22 protein-coding genes and 1 pseudogene are annotated in these 19,986 nt (G+C 68.1%); 10 read left to right on the top strand and 13 right to left on the bottom strand.

Features of this window, described 5'->3' with window-relative positions:
- Positions 1-100: 100 nt before the first annotated feature.
- Positions 101-805: an SGNH/GDSL hydrolase family protein gene (locus tag AC1DQP_RS04655; RefSeq protein ID WP_457318437.1), complete on the bottom strand. Its 705-nt coding sequence runs from the start codon at positions 803-805 to the stop codon at positions 101-103.
- A 287-nt stretch (positions 806-1,092) separates the two neighbouring features.
- Between AC1DQP_RS04655 and AC1DQP_RS04650 the strand changes: the two genes are divergently transcribed.
- The 8 genes from AC1DQP_RS04650 (at position 1,093) to AC1DQP_RS04615 (ending at position 6,633) form a co-directional block, all read left to right on the top strand.
- A complete protein-coding gene (locus tag AC1DQP_RS04650) occupies positions 1,093-1,473 on the top strand; it encodes a diacylglycerol kinase (RefSeq protein WP_256774944.1) in 381 nt (126 codons plus the stop codon).
- A 40-nt stretch (positions 1,474-1,513) separates the two neighbouring features.
- The gene (locus AC1DQP_RS04645; RefSeq protein WP_256774945.1) at positions 1,514-2,263 is read left to right on the top strand and encodes a TerC family protein; all 750 of its coding nucleotides are present in this window, start codon (positions 1,514-1,516) and stop codon (positions 2,261-2,263) included.
- Positions 2,264-2,366: 103 nt separating this feature from the next.
- Complete coding sequence (locus tag AC1DQP_RS04640; protein WP_457318435.1) at positions 2,367-3,014, top strand: LemA family protein; 648 nt, start codon at positions 2,367-2,369, stop codon at positions 3,012-3,014.
- Between the two features lie 10 nt (positions 3,015-3,024).
- Positions 3,025-3,912 carry a TPM domain-containing protein gene (locus tag AC1DQP_RS04635; RefSeq protein ID WP_256775025.1) on the top strand — a complete coding sequence of 296 codons (888 nt, stop codon included), beginning with the start codon at positions 3,025-3,027 and terminating at the stop codon, positions 3,910-3,912.
- Positions 3,912-4,400, top strand: coding sequence for a TPM domain-containing protein (locus AC1DQP_RS04630; protein WP_256774947.1), 489 nt, complete (start codon positions 3,912-3,914; stop codon positions 4,398-4,400). The genes AC1DQP_RS04635 and AC1DQP_RS04630 overlap by 1 nt, the downstream gene beginning before the upstream one ends.
- A gap of 51 nt (positions 4,401-4,451) precedes the next feature.
- Positions 4,452-5,339 (top strand): prolipoprotein diacylglyceryl transferase, encoded by an 888-nt coding sequence (lgt, locus tag AC1DQP_RS04625; RefSeq protein ID WP_256774948.1) that lies wholly within the window; start codon positions 4,452-4,454, stop codon positions 5,337-5,339.
- Positions 5,336-6,130, top strand: coding sequence for a thymidylate synthase (locus AC1DQP_RS04620; protein ID WP_478051177.1), 795 nt, complete (start codon positions 5,336-5,338; stop codon positions 6,128-6,130). Before lgt ends, AC1DQP_RS04620 begins: the two co-directional genes overlap by 4 nt.
- Before the next feature lie 11 nt (positions 6,131-6,141).
- Entirely contained in the window at positions 6,142-6,633 is a 492-nt protein-coding gene (locus tag AC1DQP_RS04615; RefSeq protein ID WP_478051176.1) for a dihydrofolate reductase, read from the top strand.
- 24 nt (positions 6,634-6,657) lie between these two features.
- Here the strand turns inward: AC1DQP_RS04615 and AC1DQP_RS04610 are convergent, their stop codons facing one another.
- From AC1DQP_RS04610 to AC1DQP_RS04565, 10 genes are all read right to left on the bottom strand, one after another.
- Positions 6,658-7,305 (bottom strand): DUF1287 domain-containing protein, encoded by a 648-nt coding sequence (locus AC1DQP_RS04610; protein ID WP_457318432.1) that lies wholly within the window; start codon positions 7,303-7,305, stop codon positions 6,658-6,660.
- Positions 7,302-8,300, bottom strand: coding sequence for a symmetrical bis(5'-nucleosyl)-tetraphosphatase (locus AC1DQP_RS04605; RefSeq protein WP_256774952.1), 999 nt, complete (start codon positions 8,298-8,300; stop codon positions 7,302-7,304). The genes AC1DQP_RS04610 and AC1DQP_RS04605 overlap by 4 nt, the downstream gene beginning before the upstream one ends.
- Positions 8,301-8,313: 13 nt before the next feature.
- Positions 8,314-8,697 (bottom strand): Co2+/Mg2+ efflux protein ApaG, encoded by a 384-nt coding sequence (gene apaG / locus AC1DQP_RS04600; RefSeq protein WP_256774953.1) that lies wholly within the window; start codon positions 8,695-8,697, stop codon positions 8,314-8,316.
- Positions 8,698-8,824: 127 nt separating this feature from the next.
- Entirely contained in the window at positions 8,825-9,655 is an 831-nt protein-coding gene (gene rsmA, locus AC1DQP_RS04595; protein WP_457318430.1) for a 16S rRNA (adenine(1518)-N(6)/adenine(1519)-N(6))-dimethyltransferase RsmA, read from the bottom strand.
- Positions 9,652-10,632: a 4-hydroxythreonine-4-phosphate dehydrogenase PdxA gene (gene pdxA, locus AC1DQP_RS04590; protein ID WP_457318429.1), complete on the bottom strand. Its 981-nt coding sequence runs from the start codon at positions 10,630-10,632 to the stop codon at positions 9,652-9,654. Before pdxA ends, rsmA begins: the two co-directional genes overlap by 4 nt.
- Before the next feature lie 10 nt (positions 10,633-10,642).
- Positions 10,643-11,995, bottom strand: a complete 1,353-nt coding sequence (locus AC1DQP_RS04585) for a peptidylprolyl isomerase (protein WP_457318428.1) — start codon at positions 11,993-11,995, stop codon at positions 10,643-10,645.
- Entirely contained in the window at positions 11,992-14,418 is a 2,427-nt protein-coding gene (gene lptD, locus AC1DQP_RS04580; RefSeq protein WP_478051175.1) for an LPS-assembly protein LptD, read from the bottom strand. The genes AC1DQP_RS04585 and lptD overlap by 4 nt, the downstream gene beginning before the upstream one ends.
- 120 nt (positions 14,419-14,538) lie before the next feature.
- On the bottom strand, positions 14,539-15,450 hold the full coding sequence (locus tag AC1DQP_RS04575) for a histone deacetylase family protein (RefSeq protein WP_256774958.1): 912 nt from the start codon (positions 15,448-15,450) through the stop codon (positions 14,539-14,541).
- A gap of 33 nt (positions 15,451-15,483) precedes the next feature.
- Positions 15,484-16,038, bottom strand: a complete 555-nt coding sequence (locus AC1DQP_RS04570) for a cob(I)yrinic acid a,c-diamide adenosyltransferase (protein WP_478051174.1) — start codon at positions 16,036-16,038, stop codon at positions 15,484-15,486.
- A gap of 12 nt (positions 16,039-16,050) precedes the next feature.
- Entirely contained in the window at positions 16,051-16,635 is a 585-nt protein-coding gene (locus tag AC1DQP_RS04565; RefSeq protein WP_457318425.1) for a hypothetical protein, read from the bottom strand.
- A 95-nt stretch (positions 16,636-16,730) separates the two neighbouring features.
- Between AC1DQP_RS04565 and ubiH the strand changes: the two genes are divergently transcribed.
- Both ubiH and AC1DQP_RS04555 read left to right on the top strand, forming a co-directional pair.
- Positions 16,731-17,936, top strand: a complete 1,206-nt coding sequence (ubiH, locus tag AC1DQP_RS04560) for a 2-octaprenyl-6-methoxyphenyl hydroxylase (protein ID WP_478051173.1) — start codon at positions 16,731-16,733, stop codon at positions 17,934-17,936.
- Entirely contained in the window at positions 17,933-19,108 is a 1,176-nt protein-coding gene (locus AC1DQP_RS04555) for a UbiH/UbiF family hydroxylase (protein ID WP_478051172.1), read from the top strand. Before ubiH ends, AC1DQP_RS04555 begins: the two co-directional genes overlap by 4 nt.
- 22 nt (positions 19,109-19,130) lie before the next feature.
- Here AC1DQP_RS04555 and AC1DQP_RS04550 read toward each other — a convergent pair whose 3' ends face one another.
- Positions 19,131-19,526 carry an EF-hand domain-containing protein gene (locus AC1DQP_RS04550; RefSeq protein WP_457319856.1) on the bottom strand — a complete coding sequence of 132 codons (396 nt, stop codon included), beginning with the start codon at positions 19,524-19,526 and terminating at the stop codon, positions 19,131-19,133.
- Between the two features lie 120 nt (positions 19,527-19,646).
- Positions 19,647-19,986: pseudogene (locus tag AC1DQP_RS04545) on the bottom strand (23S rRNA (cytidine(2498)-2'-O)-methyltransferase RlmM); the annotation flags it as partial.

Here is a 19,986-nt window from a genome sequence, read left to right as displayed (position 1 = left end):
CCCTTGAGCCGCATGGATGCGGCTCAGGAGCTTACAGGGATGTACTTGCAGCGTGCCCCGCGGCCTCACCCGCCCCGTCCCACCCGCAGCAAACCGCGCGTCACTCGCACTGCACCTTCGGCGCCAGCGCCTTCCGCCAGATCGCATACCCCTCTGGCGTCATATGCAGCATGTCCTCGCGGAACAACGCCGCACGCGGCTGTCCGTCAGCGCCCAGCATCGGCGTGTAGACATCGGTGAAGCCGGTTTGCGGCAGCTTGGCCAGCGCTTGCCGGATCAGCCCGTTGGCCTCCACCACGGCCGGCAGCAGCTGCGCGCGCGACGGGCTGGGCTTGATCGAAATCACCTCCACCGTCGTCGTCGGCAGGTCGCGATGCACCCGCTGCACGAAGGCCACCACGTCGTCGCGCACCTGCACCGGCGTGCGCCCGCTGTTGAGGTCGTTGTCGCCGGCGTAGAAGAACACCTTGCACGGCGCGTACGGCACCACGATCTGGCCGGCGTACCAGGTGCTGTCGCGCACCTCCGAACCGCCGAAGCCACGGTTGAACACCGGCTGCTCCGGGAAATCGGTCGCCAGGCTGTGCCACATCCGGATCGACGAACTGCCGATGAACTCGATGCCGCCACGCGGCGGCGGGGTGGCCGCATCGGCCTTGGCGAAGTCGGCCATGTCCTGCGCCCAGGCCACGTTGGAGACCTGCGCCGGCACCTGCGGGGGCGCGGGCGGTGACAGGGCAAAGGCGGGCAGGGCGGCGCCCAGCGCCAGGGCGAGCAGCAGGGGGCGGGTGCAGCGGTAATGCATGGGCAGACTCCTCGGCAACGCGCCCATCGGGGCGCCTGGATCGGTTGAACCCCATCATAGAAGCTGACGCCAGGCCCTGCTTTACCCGCGCTGGCGAGGCAGTGACCCCCCGGTTCCACCACCCGGCAACGCCCATTACCACGGCAGCGGCCCGGCCGCCTTCGACGATGCGCCGGCAGGCTTGTGGCAAAATGACGGATTGCCTGCCCATTCAGCCCTGCCCATGACCCCTCGCTGCGTGCTGTTCCCCACGTCCCGGCCCGGCCCGCAATACGGAGCGTGCAGCCGTGGCTGATGAAATCGGGCACATGCCGCGCGGCCCCAAGCGCATCTTCAAGGCCGCCGTGTGGTCCTGGCAGGGCCTGCGTGCGGCCTGGCTGCACGAGTCCTCGTTCCGCCTGGAGGTCTACCTGCTGGTGGTGCTGGCCCCGGTCGCGCTGTGGCTGGGCCAGAGCCCGGTCGAGCGTGCCCTGATGATCGGCTCGATGCTGCTGGTGCTGGCCATGGAGCTGGCCAACTCCGCCATCGAAGCGGTGATCGAACGCTATGGCAGCGAATTCCACGAGATGGCTGGCCGCGCCAAGGACATGGGCTCGGCGGCGGTGTTCGTGCTGATGATGAACGTGCTGCTGTGCTGGGGCCTTGTCCTGCTGCCGCGATTTTTCTGAGCGGCCCCCCGCTCATTCCCCCTTGTAAGGATCCACGCCCATGTCCCTTGAGTTGCTGTCCGACCCGAACGTCTGGTTGACCCTGTTCACGCTGAGCGCGCTGGAAATCGTGCTCGGCATCGACAACCTGGTCTTCATCTCCATCGCCGTGAGCAAGCTGCCCGAAGCGCGCCGTCCGTTCGCGCGCAAGCTCGGCATCGCCGTGGCCTGCATCACCCGCATCGCCCTGCTGGTGTCGCTGGCCTACCTGGCGCACATGGAGCAGAACCTGTTCACCGTCGCCGGTCTGGGCATCTCGATCCGCGATCTGGTGCTGATCCTTGGCGGCCTGTTCCTGATCATCAAGGGCAGCATGGAGATCCGCGAGCTGATCTCCGGCGGCGACGACGCCGACCCGACCACCACCAAGGCCTCGGCCGTGTTCGGCATGGTCATCGCCCAGATCGCGGTAATCGACATCGTGTTCTCGCTGGATTCGGTGATCACCGCCGTCGGCATCGCCGACCACATCCCGGTGATGGTCGCTGCGATCCTGCTGTCGGTGGCGGTAATGCTGCTGGCCGCCAACCCGCTGGGCCGCTTCATCGACGCCAACCCGACCGTGAAGATGCTGGCCCTGGCCTTCATCCTGCTGATCGGCGTGGTGCTGATCCTGGACGGCCTGAGCGTGCACGTGCCCAAGCCCTACATCTACGCCGCGATGGGCTTCTCGGTGCTGGTGGAATGGCTGAACCTGCTGATGCGCCGCCGCGCGGTGGCCAACCACGTGCCGGGCGCCGGCAACTGGTAAGCGAACGCGGCAGCCCCTGACTGAGGGGGCGTGGGTGGTTACGCGGGCTTTACCGCAAACGTGGCATGCTCCGGATCCCGTTCATCGAGATCCGGAGCCGGCCATGCGATCGTTCTCCCGCCTGTTGTTGTTGGCCGTGCTGGCCTCCCTGCTGTCCGGCTGTGGCTACAACGCCATCCAGCAGAAGGATGAGCAGGTCAAGGCCGGTTGGGCCGAAGTGCTCAACCAGTACAAGCGCCGCGCCGATCTGATCCCCAACCTGGTGCAGACCGTGGAAGGCTATGCCAACCAGGAACGCCAGGTGCTGACCGATGTGACCAATGCGCGCTCGCGCGTGGGCCAGATCAACGTCAACGCGGACGACGCCGCGTCGCTCAAGCAGTTCCAGCAGGCCCAGGGCGAACTGAGCGGCGCGTTGTCGCGTCTGCTGGTGGTCACCGAGAACTATCCGAACCTCAAGTCCGACCAGGGCTTCCGCGACCTGCAGGCGCAGCTGGAAGGCACCGAAAACCGCATCACCGTGGCGCGCGGTCGCTACATCGAGATGGTGCAGGCCTACAACACCTACATCCGCTCGTTCCCGCAGGTGATCACCGCCAAGATCTTCGGCTATGCGGTCAAGCCCAACTTCACCGTGGACAACGAAGCGCAGATCTCGCAGCCGCCGGCGGTGAAGTTCGGTTCGCAGGCCCCTGCGCCGGCCCCCGCGCCCGCCCCGGCACCGCAGCCGCAGCAAGCCCCGGCGCACTGAGGCGGTGAACATCGGTCTGCTGCGTGGCCTGTTGCTGGTCTGCCTGTGGCTGGCGTTGCCGGCGTGGGCGCAGGCCGCCGATGCGGTGATTCCGCCGATGCACTCGCCGGTGGTCGATACCACCGGCACCTTGGATGCGGCGCAGGTGCAGGCGCTGGAAGCGCAGGCGCTGGCGCTGCAGCAGCGCAAGGGTAGCCAGCTGCAGATCCTGATGGTGCCCAGCACCGCGCCGGAGACCATCGAGCAGTACACCCAGCGAGTGTTCGAGCAGTGGAAGATCGGCCGCAAGGGCGTGGACGATGGCGTGCTGCTGGTGGTGGCCAAGGATGATCGCCGGGTCCGCATCGAGCCGGGCTACGGCCTGGAAGGTGCCATTCCCGATGCAATCGCCAACCGCGTGATCCAGGAATATCTCGCCCCGCGCTTCCGCGACAACGACTATGCCGGCGGTCTGGCCGACGCCAGTGCGGCGCTGGTCAAGCTGATCGATGGCGAGGCACTGCCCGCGCCAGTCAGCACCCACCGTGCGACGCCAAACCCCGATGGCGACGGCTGGACTTTCGCCCTGGTGATCGGTTTCTTCGTCGGCAGTTTCCTGCGCGCCATCCTCGGCTGGCTGCCGCGCCCGGTGCGCGCGCTGCTCGGCGGCGGCGGCGCGGCCGTGGCGGCGTTCCTGTTCACCTCGCTGTGGCTGGCCAGTGGCCTGGCTGGCCTGATCGGCCTGGTCGTCGGCCTGTCCTCGGGCCGGGCCGGCGCCTTCGCCCGCAGTGGCGGGTGGGGGGGCGGCGGTTGGGGCGGTGGCGGCGGCTTTGGAGGCGGCGGCGGTTTCGGCGGCGGTGGCGGCTGGGGCGGCGGCGGTGGACGTTCGGGAGGCGGTGGCGCCTCGGGGGGCTGGTGATGCGCTGGTGGCGACATGTGTTCTCACCGTCCGTGCGGCGTACGTTCCCGCCGGCACGACTGCAGGCCATCACCGAGGCGATCACTGCCGGCGAACGCCGACATGGTGGCCAGGTGATGTTCGCCGTCGAAGCCGAGCTGCCGTGGCTGGCGCTGTGGCAAGGGCTCAGCCCGCGCCAGCGTGCCGAACACGCCTTCGCCCAGCTGCGGACCTGGGATACCGAGCACAACAACGGCGTCTTGATCTACCTGCTGCTGGCCGACCACGCCATCGAGCTGGTCGCCGACCGGGGCCTGCGTGGTCGCATCGGCGAGGCACAGTGGCAGGAGATTTGCGCGCACCTGCAGCAACGACTGCGCCAGGGCGATCTGCAGGACGGCGTGCTGCAGGCGATCGAGGAGGTCTCCACGTTGCTGGCCGGGCACTATCCGCCCGTTCCCGGGTCCCAGGATGACGGCCTGCCGAACACCCCGCAGCTGCTTGGTTGAGGTGGCGGCCTGCTGGGCCGAGAATAGCCGCTTACCTGCAAGGCATCGCCCATGATCTATTTCCACGATATCGACCCCATCGCCATCTCGCTCGGGCCGATCAAGGTGCATTGGTACGGCATCATGTACCTGCTCGGCTTCACCGCGGCCTGGTGGCTGGGGCGCCGGCGGATCGCAGCGGGCAGGCTGCCCGGTGTGGACGCCAACGGGTTCTCCGACCTGCTGTTCTACGCCATGCTCGGCGTGGTGGTGGGCGGGCGCGTGGGCTACATGCTGTTCTATGCGCTGTCTGATTTCCTGCACAACCCGTTGCTGCTGTTCAAGGTGTGGGATGGCGGCATGAGCTTCCATGGTGGCCTGCTGGGCGTGCTGTTCGCCTCGTGGTATTGGTCGCGCAAGCACCGCCTGCACCTGTTCGACACCCTGGATTTCATGTCTCCGCTGGTGCCGCTGGGGCTGGGCTTTGGCCGCATCGGCAACTTCATCGGCGCCGAACTGTGGGGCAAGTACACCGATGGCAGCTGGGGCGTGGTGTTTCCCAGTGGCCTGCCGGCGCCGTTGAACGGGCTGGACCTGGCCACGCTCAAAGAACAGTTCGCCACCGGCGCGCTCAACCCGTACGCCCGTCATCCCTCGCAGCTGTATGAAGCGCTGCTGGAAGGCCTGGTGATGTTCGTGGTGCTGTGGGCGGTGTCGGCCAAGCCGCGCCATCGCTACGTGATCTCCGGTCTGTTCGCGTTGATGTACGGCATCTTCCGCTTTGCGGTGGAGTTCGTGCGCATGCCCGACAACGGCGTCTACCTCGCCTTCGACTGGTTCACCCGCGGCCAGCTGTTGAGCCTGCCGCTGGTGGCCTTCGGTCTGGTGCTGCTGGCGCTGTCGCGCCGCGCGCCGGTGCTGCAGCCGGTGCTGCCGGTCGCCGCCGGGGCCCGCGCATGAAGGCGTATCTGGACCTGCTCCAGCACGTGCTGGAGCACGGCACCGAGAAGTCCGACCGCACCGGCACCGGCACGCGCAGCGTGTTCGGCTGGCAGATGCGTTTCAACCTGGCCGACGGCTTTCCGCTGGTGACCACCAAAAAGCTGCACCTGCGCTCGATCATCCATGAGCTGCTGTGGTTCCTGAAGGGCGATACCAACATCGGGTACCTCAAGGACAACCAGGTGCGGATCTGGGACGAGTGGGCCGATGCCGATGGCGATCTCGGTCCGATCTACGGCAAGCAGTGGCGCAGCTGGGCCACTGCCGATGGCGGCAGCATCGACCAGATGCAGTGGCTGGTGGAGGAGATCAAGCGCAATCCGGATTCGCGGCGGCTGGTGGTCAGCGCCTGGAATGTCGGCGAGCTGTCGCAGATGGCGTTGATGCCGTGCCACAACCTGTTCCAGTTCTACGTGGTCGACGGCAAGCTCAGCTGCCAGCTTTACCAGCGCAGCGGTGACATCTTCCTCGGCGTGCCGTTCAACATCGCCAGCTACGCGCTGCTGACCCACATGATGGCGCAGGCGACCGGGTTGGGCGTGGGCGACTTCGTGCATACGCTGGGCGATGCGCACCTGTACTCGAACCATTTCGAGCAGGCACGCGAACAGTTGGCCCGTGAACCGCGCGCGCTGCCCACGCTGTGGTTGAACCCGGCGGTGACCGACCTGTTCGGTTTCCAGTTCGACGACATCCGCATCGACGGTTACGACCCGCATCCGGCGATCAAGGCGCCGGTGGCGGTATGAGCGGCTCGCGCATGAAGCTCTCCCTGATCGCCGCGCTCGACCGCGACCATGGCATCGGCCATGACAACCAGCTGCCATGGCAGCTGCCGGACGACCTCAAGCGTTTCAAGGCGCTGACCCTCGGCAAGCCGATCCTGATGGGACGCAGGACGGCGGAATCGCTGGGCCGCGCGCTGCCCGGACGGCCCAACCTGGTGCTGACCCGCAGCGGGAAGGTGCCGTTCGCGGGCATGCAGGCGGTGGCGTCGATCGAACAGGCGCTCCAGTACGCCACCGAGGCCGGTGCCGACGAGCTGTGCGTGATCGGCGGTGGCGAGATTTACCGGCTGGCGATGGCGCAGGCGACCGATCTGCACCTGACCTGGGTGGACACGACGGTGCAGGCCGATACCCACTTTCCCGCGGTGGATCCGGACCTGTGGGTCGAGGTGGCGCGCGAGCACCATGCGGCCGATGCGCGGCACGCACTTGCCTTTGATTTCGTGGATTACCGCCGGCGCTGAGCACGGCCGAACGAGCCTGCCTGCTCAGGCCGGCGGTCGGTAATGCCCGATGATCGTGTGCTGGAACAGCAGGTTTTCTTCCTGCGTGCCGCGGGCGATGTTGTGCAGGATCAGGGGCGTGCCGTCGTGGTGTCGGCGGTCCGAGACGATGCCCACGTGCAGCAGGCCGCTGCCGCTGAGCGTCCAGGCCACGATGTCGCCAGCGGCGAAATCGGTCGGCCGCCTGGAGATGGACTGTTGCCAGCCCTGGCGCTCGAACCAGCGCATCAGGTTGGGGACGCGCCGATGGTCGATGTTGCGATCCGGCCGCGACAGGCCCCACAGCGGCGGGTACGCGCTGAAATGCCCGCGCATGTCCTCGTGGATGCGCTGCTGCAGGTCCAGGCCCTGGCTGCGCAAGGCACGCACGATCACATCGGTGCACACGCCGCGGTCGAGCGCGACATCACCGCCGGGATAGTCCAGTACGGTATAGGCCGGGTCGTAACGCACGGTCTGTCCCACCTGGCGACGCGCGGCCGCGACCAACGGCGGCGAGGGTGCCGTGGCATCGGCCGTCCTTGCTGCAACCGGCGGGTAGGCCGTGGCTGTGTCCGGATCCGGTGCGCGTTGGCAGCCAATGCCCACGGTGGCCAGCAGGCCCATCAACAGCCACCGCACGGTTCCGCTCATGCAGGCGTCGGCGTGCTTCCACCGGTGTCGCCGGCCGGTTCCGGATTGCGGCGCGGCTGCGGGTTGCGCGCGCCTCGATCACGGCGCTGGCCCTGACGCGGCGGTCGGCCAGTGTTCTGCTCGCCCTCGACCGCCGGGCGGCGTGCCGGCGGACGCGGCGGGGAAACCGGCTTGGGCACGTCACGGCCCGGCACCTGGACCACGCGCAGTTCCTCGGTGTCCAGCTGCAGCGCGGTGAGCTTGCCGCCCCACACCGCACCGGTGTCGATGGCGTGCACGCCCTGGGTGATGGTCAGGCCGAGTGCGGACCAATGCCCGCAGACGATCTTGAGGTCGCGCTCGGCGCGGCCGGGGACTTCGAACCACGGGTACAGGCCTTGTTCCTGCGTACCCGGGGTGCCTTTGTCCTCGATTCCGATCCGGCCACGCGGGGTGCAGTAACGCATGCGCGTGAACAGGTTGATGATCGCGCGCGAACGGTCGTAGCCGGCCAGGCCGGGCGACCAGCTCGGCTTGTCGCCGTACATGTTGCGGAACAGCTTGCGGTAGCCGCTGCCGTGCAGCTGTGCCTCCACTTCGCGGGCGTGTTTCTCGGCCAGCTGGGTGGTCCACTTCGGGGCGAGGCCGGCATGGATCATCATCCAGCCCAGTTCGCGGTCCACGTGTGCCAGTTTCTGCAGGCGCAGCCACTCCAGCAGCACGTCGCGGTCCTCGGCCTGCACGATGCGCAGCAGGTCCGGGTTGACCTTGCGTTGTTCTTCCTCGGTGCGCGCGCCGACCGCCAGCAGGGACAGGTCATGATTTCCCAGCACGATCACGCTGCTCTCGCGCAACGAGTGGACCAGGCGCAGGGTTTCCAGCGACTGCCCCCCGCGGTTGACCAGGTCGCCGCAGAACCAGAGTTTGTCGACCGCCGGGTCGAACTTGATCTTTTCCAGCAACCGCTGGGTAACGTCGTAGCAGCCCTGCAGGTCGCCGATGGCCCAGACACTCATGCGTGCGTCTCCATCAGTGCAGCGTGCGCGGAACGGTCAACACGAACGGCGCGATCGCGGCGGCGAACTCGGTGCCATCGTCTGCCACCATGTCGTAATGCCCCTGCATCGTGCCGTGTTCAGTCTCCAGCATGACACCGGAGGTGTAACGGAAGTCTTCACCCGGGCGCAGCCGCGGCTGCTCGCCGATCACACCCTCGCCGTCGACATGCTCGATGCGGCCATTGGCATCGGTGATACGCCAGTGGCGCGCCACCAGGCGCGCGGCGACGCGTCCCTGGTTGTGGATGCGGATGGTGTAGGCGAACGCGTAGCGGCCGTCCTCCGGCGTGGACTGGTCGTCGAGGAAACGCGGGGCGACTTCGACCGAGATCGCGTAATTGGCAGCGTCGTTCATGCAGGCAGTTTAGTGAAAGTTGTGCACGTTGAGGTGAGCGCAGCACAGGCTGGCTGCGCGCCCCGGCATGGAATTCAGGCGGTTTTACGTGGGTGCGGCCGGTCAAGGTCGCACGGCGGCGCGCGGCTTACTTCGCCACGTCGTCGCCGTCGCTGCACGGCACGTTGGCCAGCGCGATGAACTGGGCCACGTCCAGCTGCTCGGCACGCGCATCGCTGCGCACCCCGGCCGCCTCGAACTGCTCGGGCGTGCAGACGCCATTCAACGCATTGCGCAGGGTCTTGCGGCGCTGCCCGAAGGCGGCCCGCACCACATCGGCGAAGCGCTTGCGGTCGAGGATGCCGACCGTGGCCGGATCGCGCGGCACCAGCCGCACCACGGCCGAATCGACCTTCGGTGGCGGCCGGAACGCGCCCGGCGGCACCACGAACAGCGCGGTCACCTTGCAGAACGCCTGCAGCATCACGCTCAGCCGGCCATAGACCTTGCTGCCGGGATCGGCGGCCATGCGGTCGACCACTTCCTTCTGCAGCATGAAGTGCATGTCGGTGATCACCGCCGCGTGGTCCAGCGCATGGAACAGGATCGGCGAGGAGATGTTGTAGGGCAGGTTGCCGACCAGCCGGATCTGGCCGCCGTCGGCGAGCTCGGTGAAGTTCACCTGCAGCACGTCGCGGTGGATGATGGTCATCTCACCCAGCGGCTCGGCGGCGGCCGCCAGCGGGCCGACCAGGTCGCGATCGAACTCGATCACGGTCAGGCGTGGATGGCGACGCAGCAATGGCAGGGTGATGGCGCCCTGGCCCGGGCCGATCTCGACCAGGCGGTCCTCGCCCTTCGGGTTGACCGCCAGCACGATCCGGTCGATATAGGTGCGGTCGGCCAGGAAGTGCTGGCCGAGCTGCTTTTTGGCCGGTCCGGTGAACCCGGCGGCAGAAGAGGAATACGGTGAAGTCATGGCACCAGTGTACGTTGCCGCGCCAGCCGGGCACACAGGCCGGTGGCAGCGAAGAGGCTGGAAGGGTCGGCAATGCCACGGCCGGCCAGGTCCAGCGCGGTGCCGTGGTCGACCGCGACCCGCGGGTAGGGCAGGCCCAGGGTGATGTTGACCGCCTGTTCGAAGCCGCTGTACTTGAGCACCGGCAGGCCCTGGTCGTGATACATGGCCAGCACGGCATCGAAACCGGCCAGCTTGGCCGGCAGAAAGGCGGTGTCGGCGGGCAGCGGGCCGATCAGGTCCATGCCCTCGGCGCGCAGGCGCTGCAGCAGCGGGATGATCAGGTCGAGCTCTTCACGACCCAGGTGGCCGTCTTCGCCGGCATGCGGGTTGAGCCCGAGCACGGCGATACGCGGGGCGGCGATGCCGAAGTCGCGCCGCATCGCTGCGTGCACGGTCTGCAGGGTGCGCGTCAGTCCCTCGGCGGTGATGGCGTCGGCGACCGCGCGCAGGGGCAGGTGGGTAGTGGCCAGGGCCACGCGCACGACGTCGTTGGCCAGCATCATCACCACCTCGACCCCGGCCTGGTCGGCCAGCAGTTCGGTGGTGCCGCTGTAGGCGATGCCGCCCTGGTTGATCACGGCCTTGTGCACCGGGCCGGTCACCACGCCGTGCAGCGCACCGGACAGGCAGGCCTGGCCGGCCCCCAACAGCGCGCCGATCACCGCACCGGCATTGGCCGGGTCGGCCTGGCCGAAGCGGGACGGCACGGCATTGCGGATCTCGCGCAACGGCAGATCGCCCGGCTGGCGGGCGATGGCGTCTTCAGGCAGGAGCTGCAGTGGCAGCGACAGCGCGGCGGCGGCCGCACGCAGGGTATCGGGGTCTGCGAAGGCCAGCAGCCGGCAATCGGTGCGCGGCTGCTGAATCAGTCGAAGGCAGAGTTCCGGGCCGATCCCGGCGGGCTCGCCCGGTACCAGAGCGAGCTGCGGGATCACCGGCCAGGCCTCAGGACTTCGGCGGCGTGGCGGGCGTGGCCGGCGTGGTGCTGTCGGCGCCGGTGCGCAGGTTCACGTAGGCTTCGCCACGCAGTTCCTGCAGGAAGCGGTTGTACTCTTCTTCCAGCTTGCGACGACCAATGGTTTCGCGGATCTGGCCGCGCTGGTTGTCGGTCGTGGCATCGGTCTGGCGCGTGGCAACGCGCTGGACGATGTGCCAGCCGGCATCGGTGCGGAACGGCGGGCTGACGCCGCCGTCGCTCACGCCGGAGACCTGCTTGCCGAATTCCGGACCGAACGCGTCGGCCGGGAACCAACCCAGATCGCCGCCCTGGCCCTTGCTGTTGGTGTCCTCGGACGATTCCTTGGCCACTTCCTGGAAGTCCGCACCGCCGGCGATGCGCGCACGCAGGGTGTCGATCTTGGCCTTGGCTGCGGCGTTGTCCTGCTGGTCGGTCACGCGCACCAGGATGTGACGGCCGTGGTACTCGGTGATGGTCTGGCCACCGGCCGCAGCGCTGGCATCACGCACTTCCACCAGCTTGAGCAGCTGGAAGCCGCTCGGGCCGCGGATCGGGCCGACCACGTCGCCGGCCTTCATCTGGGTCATCATCTGCGCGAACGCATTGGGGATTTCATCCAGCGAGCGCCAGCCCAGGTCGCCGCCTTCCAGCGCGTTGGGGCTGTCGGAATAGCGCACCGCAGCAGCATTGAAGTCCAGCTCGTTCTTGTCCAGCAGTGCCTTGACGCCATCGGCCTTCTTCTGGCCGGTGGTGATCTGCTCGGCGGTGGCGCCTTCGGGCAGGGCAATCAGGATGTGCGCCAGGTGGTACTGCGTGCCCACGGTGGCCTGCTGCTTCAGTGCGGCATCCACTTCACCCTCGCTGACGCTGATGCGGCTCTGCGCGAAACTCTGGCGCAGGCGCTGCACGGTGATTTCGTCGCGGACCGAGGCGCGGAAGTCGTTGAAGTCGATGCCGTCACGGGCCAGACGCTGGCGCAGGGCGTCCAGGTTGGACCCGTTCTGCTGGGCGATCGCGTTCAGGGCCTGGTTGAGCTCCTGGTCGCTGACCTTGATCCCGCTGCTTTCGGCACGGGCCACCTGCAGCTTGACCAGCACCAGGCGCTCGAGCACCTGGCGGCTGAGCACGTCTTCCGGCGGCAGCTGGTTCTCGCGCCCGGCGTACTGCGCCTTGATGTTCTGGATCGCGCGGTCCAGTTCGCTCTGCAGCACCACGTCTTCATCGACGATGGCGGCAATGCGATCCAGCGGCTGGCTCTGCTGGGCCAGCACCTGCAGCGGTGCGGAGACGGTCGAGACCGCCAGCAGGGAAGCGAGTAGAACGGGAAGGGTCTTGGTCATGGGATCAGGTTCGGATCATAGTCGTCACGGTCCGCCCCGGTATTGCTGGGCGGCACGAGATACAGGTCGTCTCGGTAGTACCCGAGAATAGCACGGCGCAAGGTACGGTCCGTGTCCTGGCCGATGGAGCTCAGGCCCTTGAGCACGAACTCGATCTGGAAGGAATTGTTGAGCTCGCCCTCGCGGTTGCGCACGTAGCGGCGGGCGATGGCGCGGACGGCCAGGCAGCAGCTGTCCCACTGCACGCCGCCGATGATTTCCAGCGGCTTCTTGTCTTCGATGGAGTAGTAGTAGCGGCCCACCAGGCTCCAGCGCGGGCTGAGCGGATACAGGAAGGACAGGTCGGCCTGCTTGAGCAGGTCGGTGCCATCGGGGTTGAGGCGGTGGCGGTAGGAGATGTTGACGATGCCGTCGTTGGACATCAGGTAGCGCGCACGCACGCTGGCCAGGTCCTCACGCTTGTACTTGGGATCCCACTGGTAGGTGGCGCCCAGGTTCCAGCGGTCGTTGATGGCGTAATTGGCATCGGCGATCCACGCCGACTTGCCCTGTTCCACCGGCGACTGCGCGTTGTTGATGGTCACCCGCGAGTCGTCGAAGTACAGGATCTGGCCGATGCTGCCCGAGAAACGCTCCTTGCCGGTGGTCTGGTCGATGAAGCGGGTGCTCATCGCCATGGTCAGCTGGTTGGCATCGTTCTGGCGGTCGGCGCCGGTGTAGCGCGAATCGCGGAACAGCTGGCCCCAGCTGAAGGTGAAGTCGCGGGTGTCGAAGATCGGCAGGTCGCTCTGGTCGCGGTAGGGCGTGCGCAGGTAGAACAGGCGCGGCTCAAGCGTATGCAGGAACGACTTGCCGCCGATGGTGGTTTCGCGGTCGAAGAACATGCCCGCGTCCAGGCTGACGATCGGCAGGCTGCGGGTGGGCGAAGTATTGCCGCGCAGCTGCTCCGGAGTGGCGTTGGCGATTTCCTCGGCAGTCATGTTCTGCCGGCGGACCTGGTCGGCCAGCCCACGGTCCAGCTGATAGGCGGTGTAGCGGTAGGCCAGGGTCGGGGTCACATACCAGGCCGCGCCGCTGAAGGGCATGGACACGTACGGTTTGACGTCCAGGCGCGACCCGCCGAACATCTCGGTGCTGGTCCCGTCGCGCACGTACTCACCATCGGCGTCGACGATCTTGCCGTTKATGTCCTTGTGGGTGAAGCGCACGGCCTCGGCATACACGCCGGTTTCCAGCCACGGCAGCAGCGGCTTGTCCCAGGTGAAGAACGCACGCGGCTGCCGCGCGTAAGGCAGCGCGGCTTCGGTCAGGGTGTAATCGGTGAGCTGCCAGTAGTCGGCCATCAGGCCGCCGGTCCAGTTTTCACCGGTGCCGTAGATGCCGATCTGGCTCTGCAGGTTGGACGCGGTCACCCCGAGCAGGCGGTTGGCGAAGTCTTCGGTATAACGCTCGTCGCTGACCCAGGCCAGGTTGGCACGGGCCTGCCAGTTGGTATTGATGTTGTGGTAACCGCCGAACTGGAACTGGCCGCGATCGCGGTCACGCAGCTTGTCGTTGGGCAGGTAGCTGGTCTGCAGCTCGCCACGGCCACCGTCGTACAGGTAGCGGAACTCGTTGCTCAGCATCAGCCCGCGCTTGCTCATGTAGCGCGGGGTCAAGGTGTCGTCGTAGTTCGGCGCCAGGTTGAAGTAGATCGGCTGGGCATAGTCGAAGCCGTTGCGGCCGGACAGGCCGAGCTGCGGGTACAGCAGGCCGGTCTGGCGACGGTCATCGATGGGGAACTTGAAGTACGGCGCCCACAGCACCGGCACCTTGCCGATCCGCAGCACCGCGTTGCGCGCGGTGCCGAAGCCTTCGTCGTTGTCCACTTCGATCTGCGGCGCCGACAGCTTCCACACCGGCTGGGACGGATCGCAGGTGGTGTAGGTGGAGCGATGCATCTGCCCCACCGCGCCCTGCAGGTCGACCGAGTCGGCCACGCCGTTGCCGCGCCGCGAGACCAGCTGGTACTTGATGTCGCTGATCTTGTGGGTGTCCGCTTCCTGGTTGCCCTCGGCACGCTTGGCCACCATCCGGATCGAGGAGTCCTGGTAGCGGACGTTGCCCTCGGCGATGTAGTTGCCGCTTTCGGTGTCGAAGCTCAGGTGGTCGGTACCCAGGAACTGGTCGCCGCGCTTGAGCGCCACGTTGCCCTGGTATTGAGGGACCGTGGTGGTGCCGAACAGCTGGTCCCCCTCGATGTCGGTGTCCTGCTGGTCGCGGGTGGCGGCAGCAGCCTTGTCGGCTTTGGGGGCATCGTCGAACACAGGCAGGACGTCGGTGGCTGGGCACAGGCCCCAGTTCACCGGTTTGTCGTCGGCCAGGGCCGGCAGGCAGATGGCGATGCTCAGGGGGAGAGGCAGCAGGCGGAGGGCTCGGCGCACGCGGTAGTCGGATTCGGGCGAAAACGGATCGTAGCTTGCCCCATCCCTTGCATAGGGGCAATGAAGGCTTTGCCCGGCCGGGGGTTCAGGTTCATGCGCAGGGGCCGCCCGCGCAGGTACTCAGCGCAATTGGCCGACGTGGGCCACACTGCACTCGGCCAAGGCCTGCAGGTCGTAACCGCCCTCCAGCATCGACACCACGCGGCCGCCGCCATGGCGGCGCGCCAGGCTGCGCAGCTCGGCGGTGATCCAGGCGAAATCGTCGGTCTCCAGCATCAGGTCGGCCTGTGGATCGCGCAGATGGGCATCGAAGCCGGCCGAGATCAGCAGCAGCTGCGGACGGAAGTCATCGATCGCCGGCAGCATCTCGTCGGCCCAGGTATTGCGGAAGCGGAAGCCGCCGCTGCCCGGGGGCAGCAGGATGTTCATCAGGTTGCCCGCGCCGCGGTCGCGACGCAGGCCGGAGTTGGGGAACAGGCCGGCCTGGTGGGTGCTGTAGTAGGCCACGCCGGGGTCGGCGATGAAGATGTCCTGGGTGCCGTTGCCGTGGTGGACGTCGAAATCGATGATGGCGATGCGCTCCAACCCGTAGCGGTCGCGCGCGTAGGCCGCGGCCACGGCGATGTTGTTGAACAGACAGAAGCCCATCGCGGTGCTGGCGGTGGCGTGGTGGCCGGGCGGGCGCACCGCGCAGAACGCGACCGGGTCATCGCCGAGCATCACCGCATCCACGGCAGCCACACCGGCGCCAGCGGCATGCAGGGCGGCGCTGGCCGAGCCGGGCGAGGTCAGGGTGTCCATGTCGATCAGCCGCAGCGGTTCGGACTGCGGCTTGAGGACCAGGTCGATCAGCTCGCTGTCGTGTACGCGGGCCAGCTCACCGAGCTTGGCGGCCGGTGCCTCCCGCCAGTCCAGCTGGTCCGGAAAGGCCGCATGCAATGCATCCAGCACCACCTGCAGGCGCTGCGGGGACTCGGGGTGGCCGCGGCCGGGATCGTGTTGCAGACAGGCAGGATGGGTAAAGACCAGCATGCGGGCAGGGGTTCCGGTGGGGCGCCAGGGCGCTCAGGCGTGGCGGCGCTCGTGCCGCCACAGCACTTCGCCGTGGCCATCGGCACGGGCCAGCACGCGGGCCAGCACGAACAGCAGGTCCGAGAGCCGGTTGAGGTAACCGATGGCCTCGGCGCGGACGGGCTCCAGCCGCGCCAGCGTCACCGTGTCGCGCTCGGCGCGGCGGACGATGGTGCGGACCAGGTGGCAACGCGCGGCGGCCTCGCCACCGGCGGGCAGGATGAATTCCTTCAAGACCGGCAGGTCGGCGTTGTAGTGGTCCAGCTGCTTTTCCAGTGCGTCGATGTCGGCGGCCTGGATCGCGGCATGGCCGGGAATGCATAGCTCGCCGCCCAGGTCGAACAGCTGGTGCTGCACGGTGGTGAGCAGCGCCCGCACGTCGTCGGGCAGGGTGACCGCCAGCAGCACGCCCAGCGCCGAATTGGCCTCGTCGACGGTGCCGTAGGCGTTGACCCGGGCGTCGTCCTTGGGCACCCGGCTGCCATCGCCCAGGCCGGTGCTGCCGTCATCGCCGGTGCGGGTGTAGATGCGCGAAAGCCGGTTGCCCATCGCGACGGCGGCTCAGTGCAGCACGTCGTGGCGGGCCTGCAGCAGCTTGCCGACCTGTTCGGTGGCCAGTTGCAGCGCGGCGGCCAGGCCGACGTAGATCGCCGCGGTACGCAGGTACGGCACGAACCAGTCGGCGTAGTTCTGCAGCCAGCCGGCCAGCGTCGGGTTGGCGACCATGTCGCTGCTCCAGTAGAAACCGCCCTGCGCGAACAGGTGGCATACCGCCACCGCGCCGACCAGCAGCAGCGCGGCCTTGCCCAGCGTGCTCCAGCGCGCGCCGTGGTAGCCCTGGCGCAGCAGCATGCCGCCAGCCCACATCGAGAAGTAGGCCGGCAGCAGCATCCAGGTGCCGGGCGACACGCAGTAGTGCTGCAGGTACGGCTGGCCGCTGGCGCGGATCACCAGCACATCGATCACGATCGCCAGTGCCATCAGCAGCGGGAACGCCCAGCGGGTCCAGCTGCGCAGGTAGAAGCCGCCGACGAAGAACACTGCCCAGGACGCATCCGGGATCGCCGCGAAATGATTTACCCGGGTCGCGGCCATCAGCAGCACGAGCACGGACAGGACGAAGGCGCGGTGGGCAAGGGGGGTCATGGCAGACACGGGAAGGGGTTCAGCGTTCATTCTAGCGCCTGCTGCGGCACGCCGCCGCACGCGCCCGCAACGGTCGACGGCTTATCATGGGCGGTATGAGTGAACGACATGATGTAGTGATCGTGGGCGGCGGGCTGGTCGGTGCGAGCCTGGCCATCGCGCTGGACCGCGTTGGGCGCGACGTCGGGCTGGTGGAAGCGACCCCGGCAGGGACGCTGCCGGCGGTGTTCGACCAGCGCAACCTCAGCTTTGCCGCAGCCACGGTCAACGCCTTGACCGCCCTGGGCGTGATGCAGCTGCTGGGATCGGCGACCGGGGCGATCACCCGCATCCACGTCAGCCGTGCCGGAGATTTCGGCCGCGTGCAGATGGACGCCGCCCAGTACCAGCGGCCGTGGTTTGGCCAGGTGGTGGTGGCGCGCGATTTCGGCGCGGCGCTGGAAACCCGGCTGCAGTCGCTGGCCCATCTCACCCGCTACCGTCCGGCGCGCTTCGTGCGCCTGGGCGGCACCGTCGACGGCCATCGTGAGGTGTTCATTGCCGATGACGACGGCGAGCGCCGTCTGCTGGCGCGGCTGGTGGTGGGCGCCGACGGTACCCGCAGCGGCGTGCGCGAGGCGCTCGCCATCGGCGTGGACGCGCATGATTTCGAGCAGACCCTGTTCGTTTCGCGGGTGCGCAGCGCGCGTGCGCCGGATGGCACGGCCTACGAGCGTTTCACCGATACCGGCCCCACCGCGCTGCTGCCGCGTGGCGACCGCCACTACGGCGCCGTGCATGGCGTGGCCCGCGAGGCGGCCGATGCGGTCATGGCGCTGGGCGATGCGGCGTGGCTGCAGCGCCTGCAGGCGGCGATCGGCTGGCGCGCCGGACGGCTGCTGGAGAGTGGGCCGCGCAGCGCCTATCCGCTGATCCAGGTGCTGGCCCAGGCCCTGGTCGGCGAACGTGCGGTGCTGCTCGGCAACGCCGCGCAGACCATCCATCCGCTCGGTGCACAGGGCTTCAACCTGGGCCTGCGCGATGCGCTGACCTTGGCCGAGCTGGTGGCCGAGGCCGACGATGCCGGCAGCGATGCACTGCTGCAGGCGTACGTGGCGCGCCGCGAGGAAGACCGGCAGCAGACCATCGCCTTCTCCGGTGGACTGGCCCGGTTGACCAGCAACCCGGCGCCGCTGATGCGTCCGCTGCGCAGTCTCGGGTTGCTTGCAGCACAGGCCACGCCGATGCAGTCGATGCTGGTCGGCGGTGCGATGGGCTTCCGTGGACAGGTGCCGGCGCTGTGTCGCGGAGTAAGCGCATGAGCCGGCGCGCGCGCGATGTGATCGTGGTCGGTGGCGGCGTGGTCGGCGCGGCCTGTGCGCTGGCGCTGGCCGAGGCCGGGCTGGAGGTCACCCTGGTGGAAGGCCGCGAGCCGTCATCGTGGCAGCCGCAACAACCGGATCTGCGCGTGTATGCATTCGCCCCGGACAACGCACAGCTGCTCACCGCGCTCGGTGTGTGGCCGGCGGTCACGGCCGCGCGTGCCTGCGCCTACCGGCGCATGCGCGTGTGGGATGCCGGCGGTGGCGATGAACTGCGCTTCGATGCCGACACCCTGGGGCGCGAACAACTCGGCTGGATCGTCGAGAACGAACTGCTGGTGGATCGGTTGTGGGCGGCGCTGCCGACGGCCGGTGTGCAGCTGTGCTGCCCGGCGCGGGTAGACGCGCTGGAACAGGACGCCGACGGCGTGCGCCTGCGGCTGGAGGATGGACGCCGGCTGGAGGCCTCGCTGGCGATCGCCGCCGACGGTGCCGAATCCACCCTGCGCCGGCTGGCCGGTCTGGAGGTCACGCGCCAGGACTACGGCCAGCGTGGCGTGGTCGCCTACGTGGACAGCGAGAAGGACAACGAAGCCACGGCATGGCAGCGCTTCCTGGTGACGGGGCCGCTGGCGGTGCTGCCGATCAGCGCGCGCCGCAGCTCGATCGTGTGGACCCTGCCCGAGGCCGAGGCCGAACGCGTGCTGGCGTTGGACGAGGCCGCCTTCGGACGTGAGTTGACCAACGCGTTTGCCGGACGCCTCGGCGCGATGACGCTGGCATCCCCGCGCGCGGCATTCCCACTGCGTCGTCAGCTGGCTACCGGGTATGTGGCCGGTCGCGTGCTGGCCCTGGGCGATGCCGCGCACGTGGTGCATCCGCTGGCCGGGCAGGGCGTCAATCTCGGCCTGCGCGATGTCGCGGCCCTGCAGGCGATGGTGCTGGCCGCGCAGCAGCGCCGCCAGGACTGGATGTCGCCGCACCGGCTGCAGCGCTGGGCGCGCGAACGGCGCAGCGAGAATACGGTCGCCGCCTACAGCTTCGATGCGATCAACACGGTGTTCTCCAACGATGAGATGCACCTGACGCTGGCGCGCGGTCGCGCGCTGGGCTGCGCGGGCAAGCTGCCGCCGCTGGTATCGATGTTCTGGAAGCGCGCGGCCGGGTTGTAGTACCGGCCGGTGCCCGGCGGCGTCAATCCACCAGCCAACCGGCCAGGTCGGCGCGATCCAGCTTGCCGCGCCGCTTTACGTCCAGCGCGGTGAACTCATCGGCCAGTGCCGGGTTGGCCTGGGCCTCGGCGCGGCTGATGAACCCATCGCCGTCCACATCCAGCGTACTGAACGCAAACCGATATTGTCCGACGACGCTCACCGGCTGCACCGAGCGCACCGTCACCTGGGCTTCGCCCGCGGCGGCGGGCAGGGTCACCTGCTCGGTGACGCGCCCTTCCGACAGCGCCTGCGTGCGCACGCTGGCCGGCACTTCGCGGAGCGGTTCGCTGATGGCCGGCGACGGCGTGTGCACCTGGGCCCACGCGAAGGCCGGCAGGAGGGACAGCAGCAGGACCGGGGCAGAGCGAGGTCGCATGGGAACTCCGTTCTTTTGACGTGGGGGTAACGCCGGGCCATGCCCGGCGTGTATCGATCATTGCCGCGCGTTGCGCGGCCAGCCGGGCATGGCCCGGCTCTACCGGTATTTCGGCGTGGGTCAGCGCAGCGGCGAGGCCAGCACCGTGATCTCTTCGCGATCGTGGTACAGCTGCTTGGCGCGCACCACCAGCGGCTTGCCGGCCTGTTCCTGGAACAGGTCCAGGCACGACCGTGTTTCGTCCCAGCGCTTCTTCATCGGCAGCTTGAGGTTGAAGATCGCATGCTTGCACCAGCCCTCGCGGAACCAGGTCGCCATCCGTTCGGCCACCCGGCGCGGCTGCTCGACCATATCGCAGACCATCCAGTCCAGCGCTGCGTCGGGTTTCCAATGGAAACCATCCGCACGCAGATGCTCGACCAGCCCGGTCTCCAGCACGTGCTCGCGCAGCGGGCCGTTG

The organism is Stenotrophomonas sp. P5_A8, from assembly GCF_056400545.1.
This window is presented reverse-complemented; position numbering and strand designations above follow the sequence as displayed.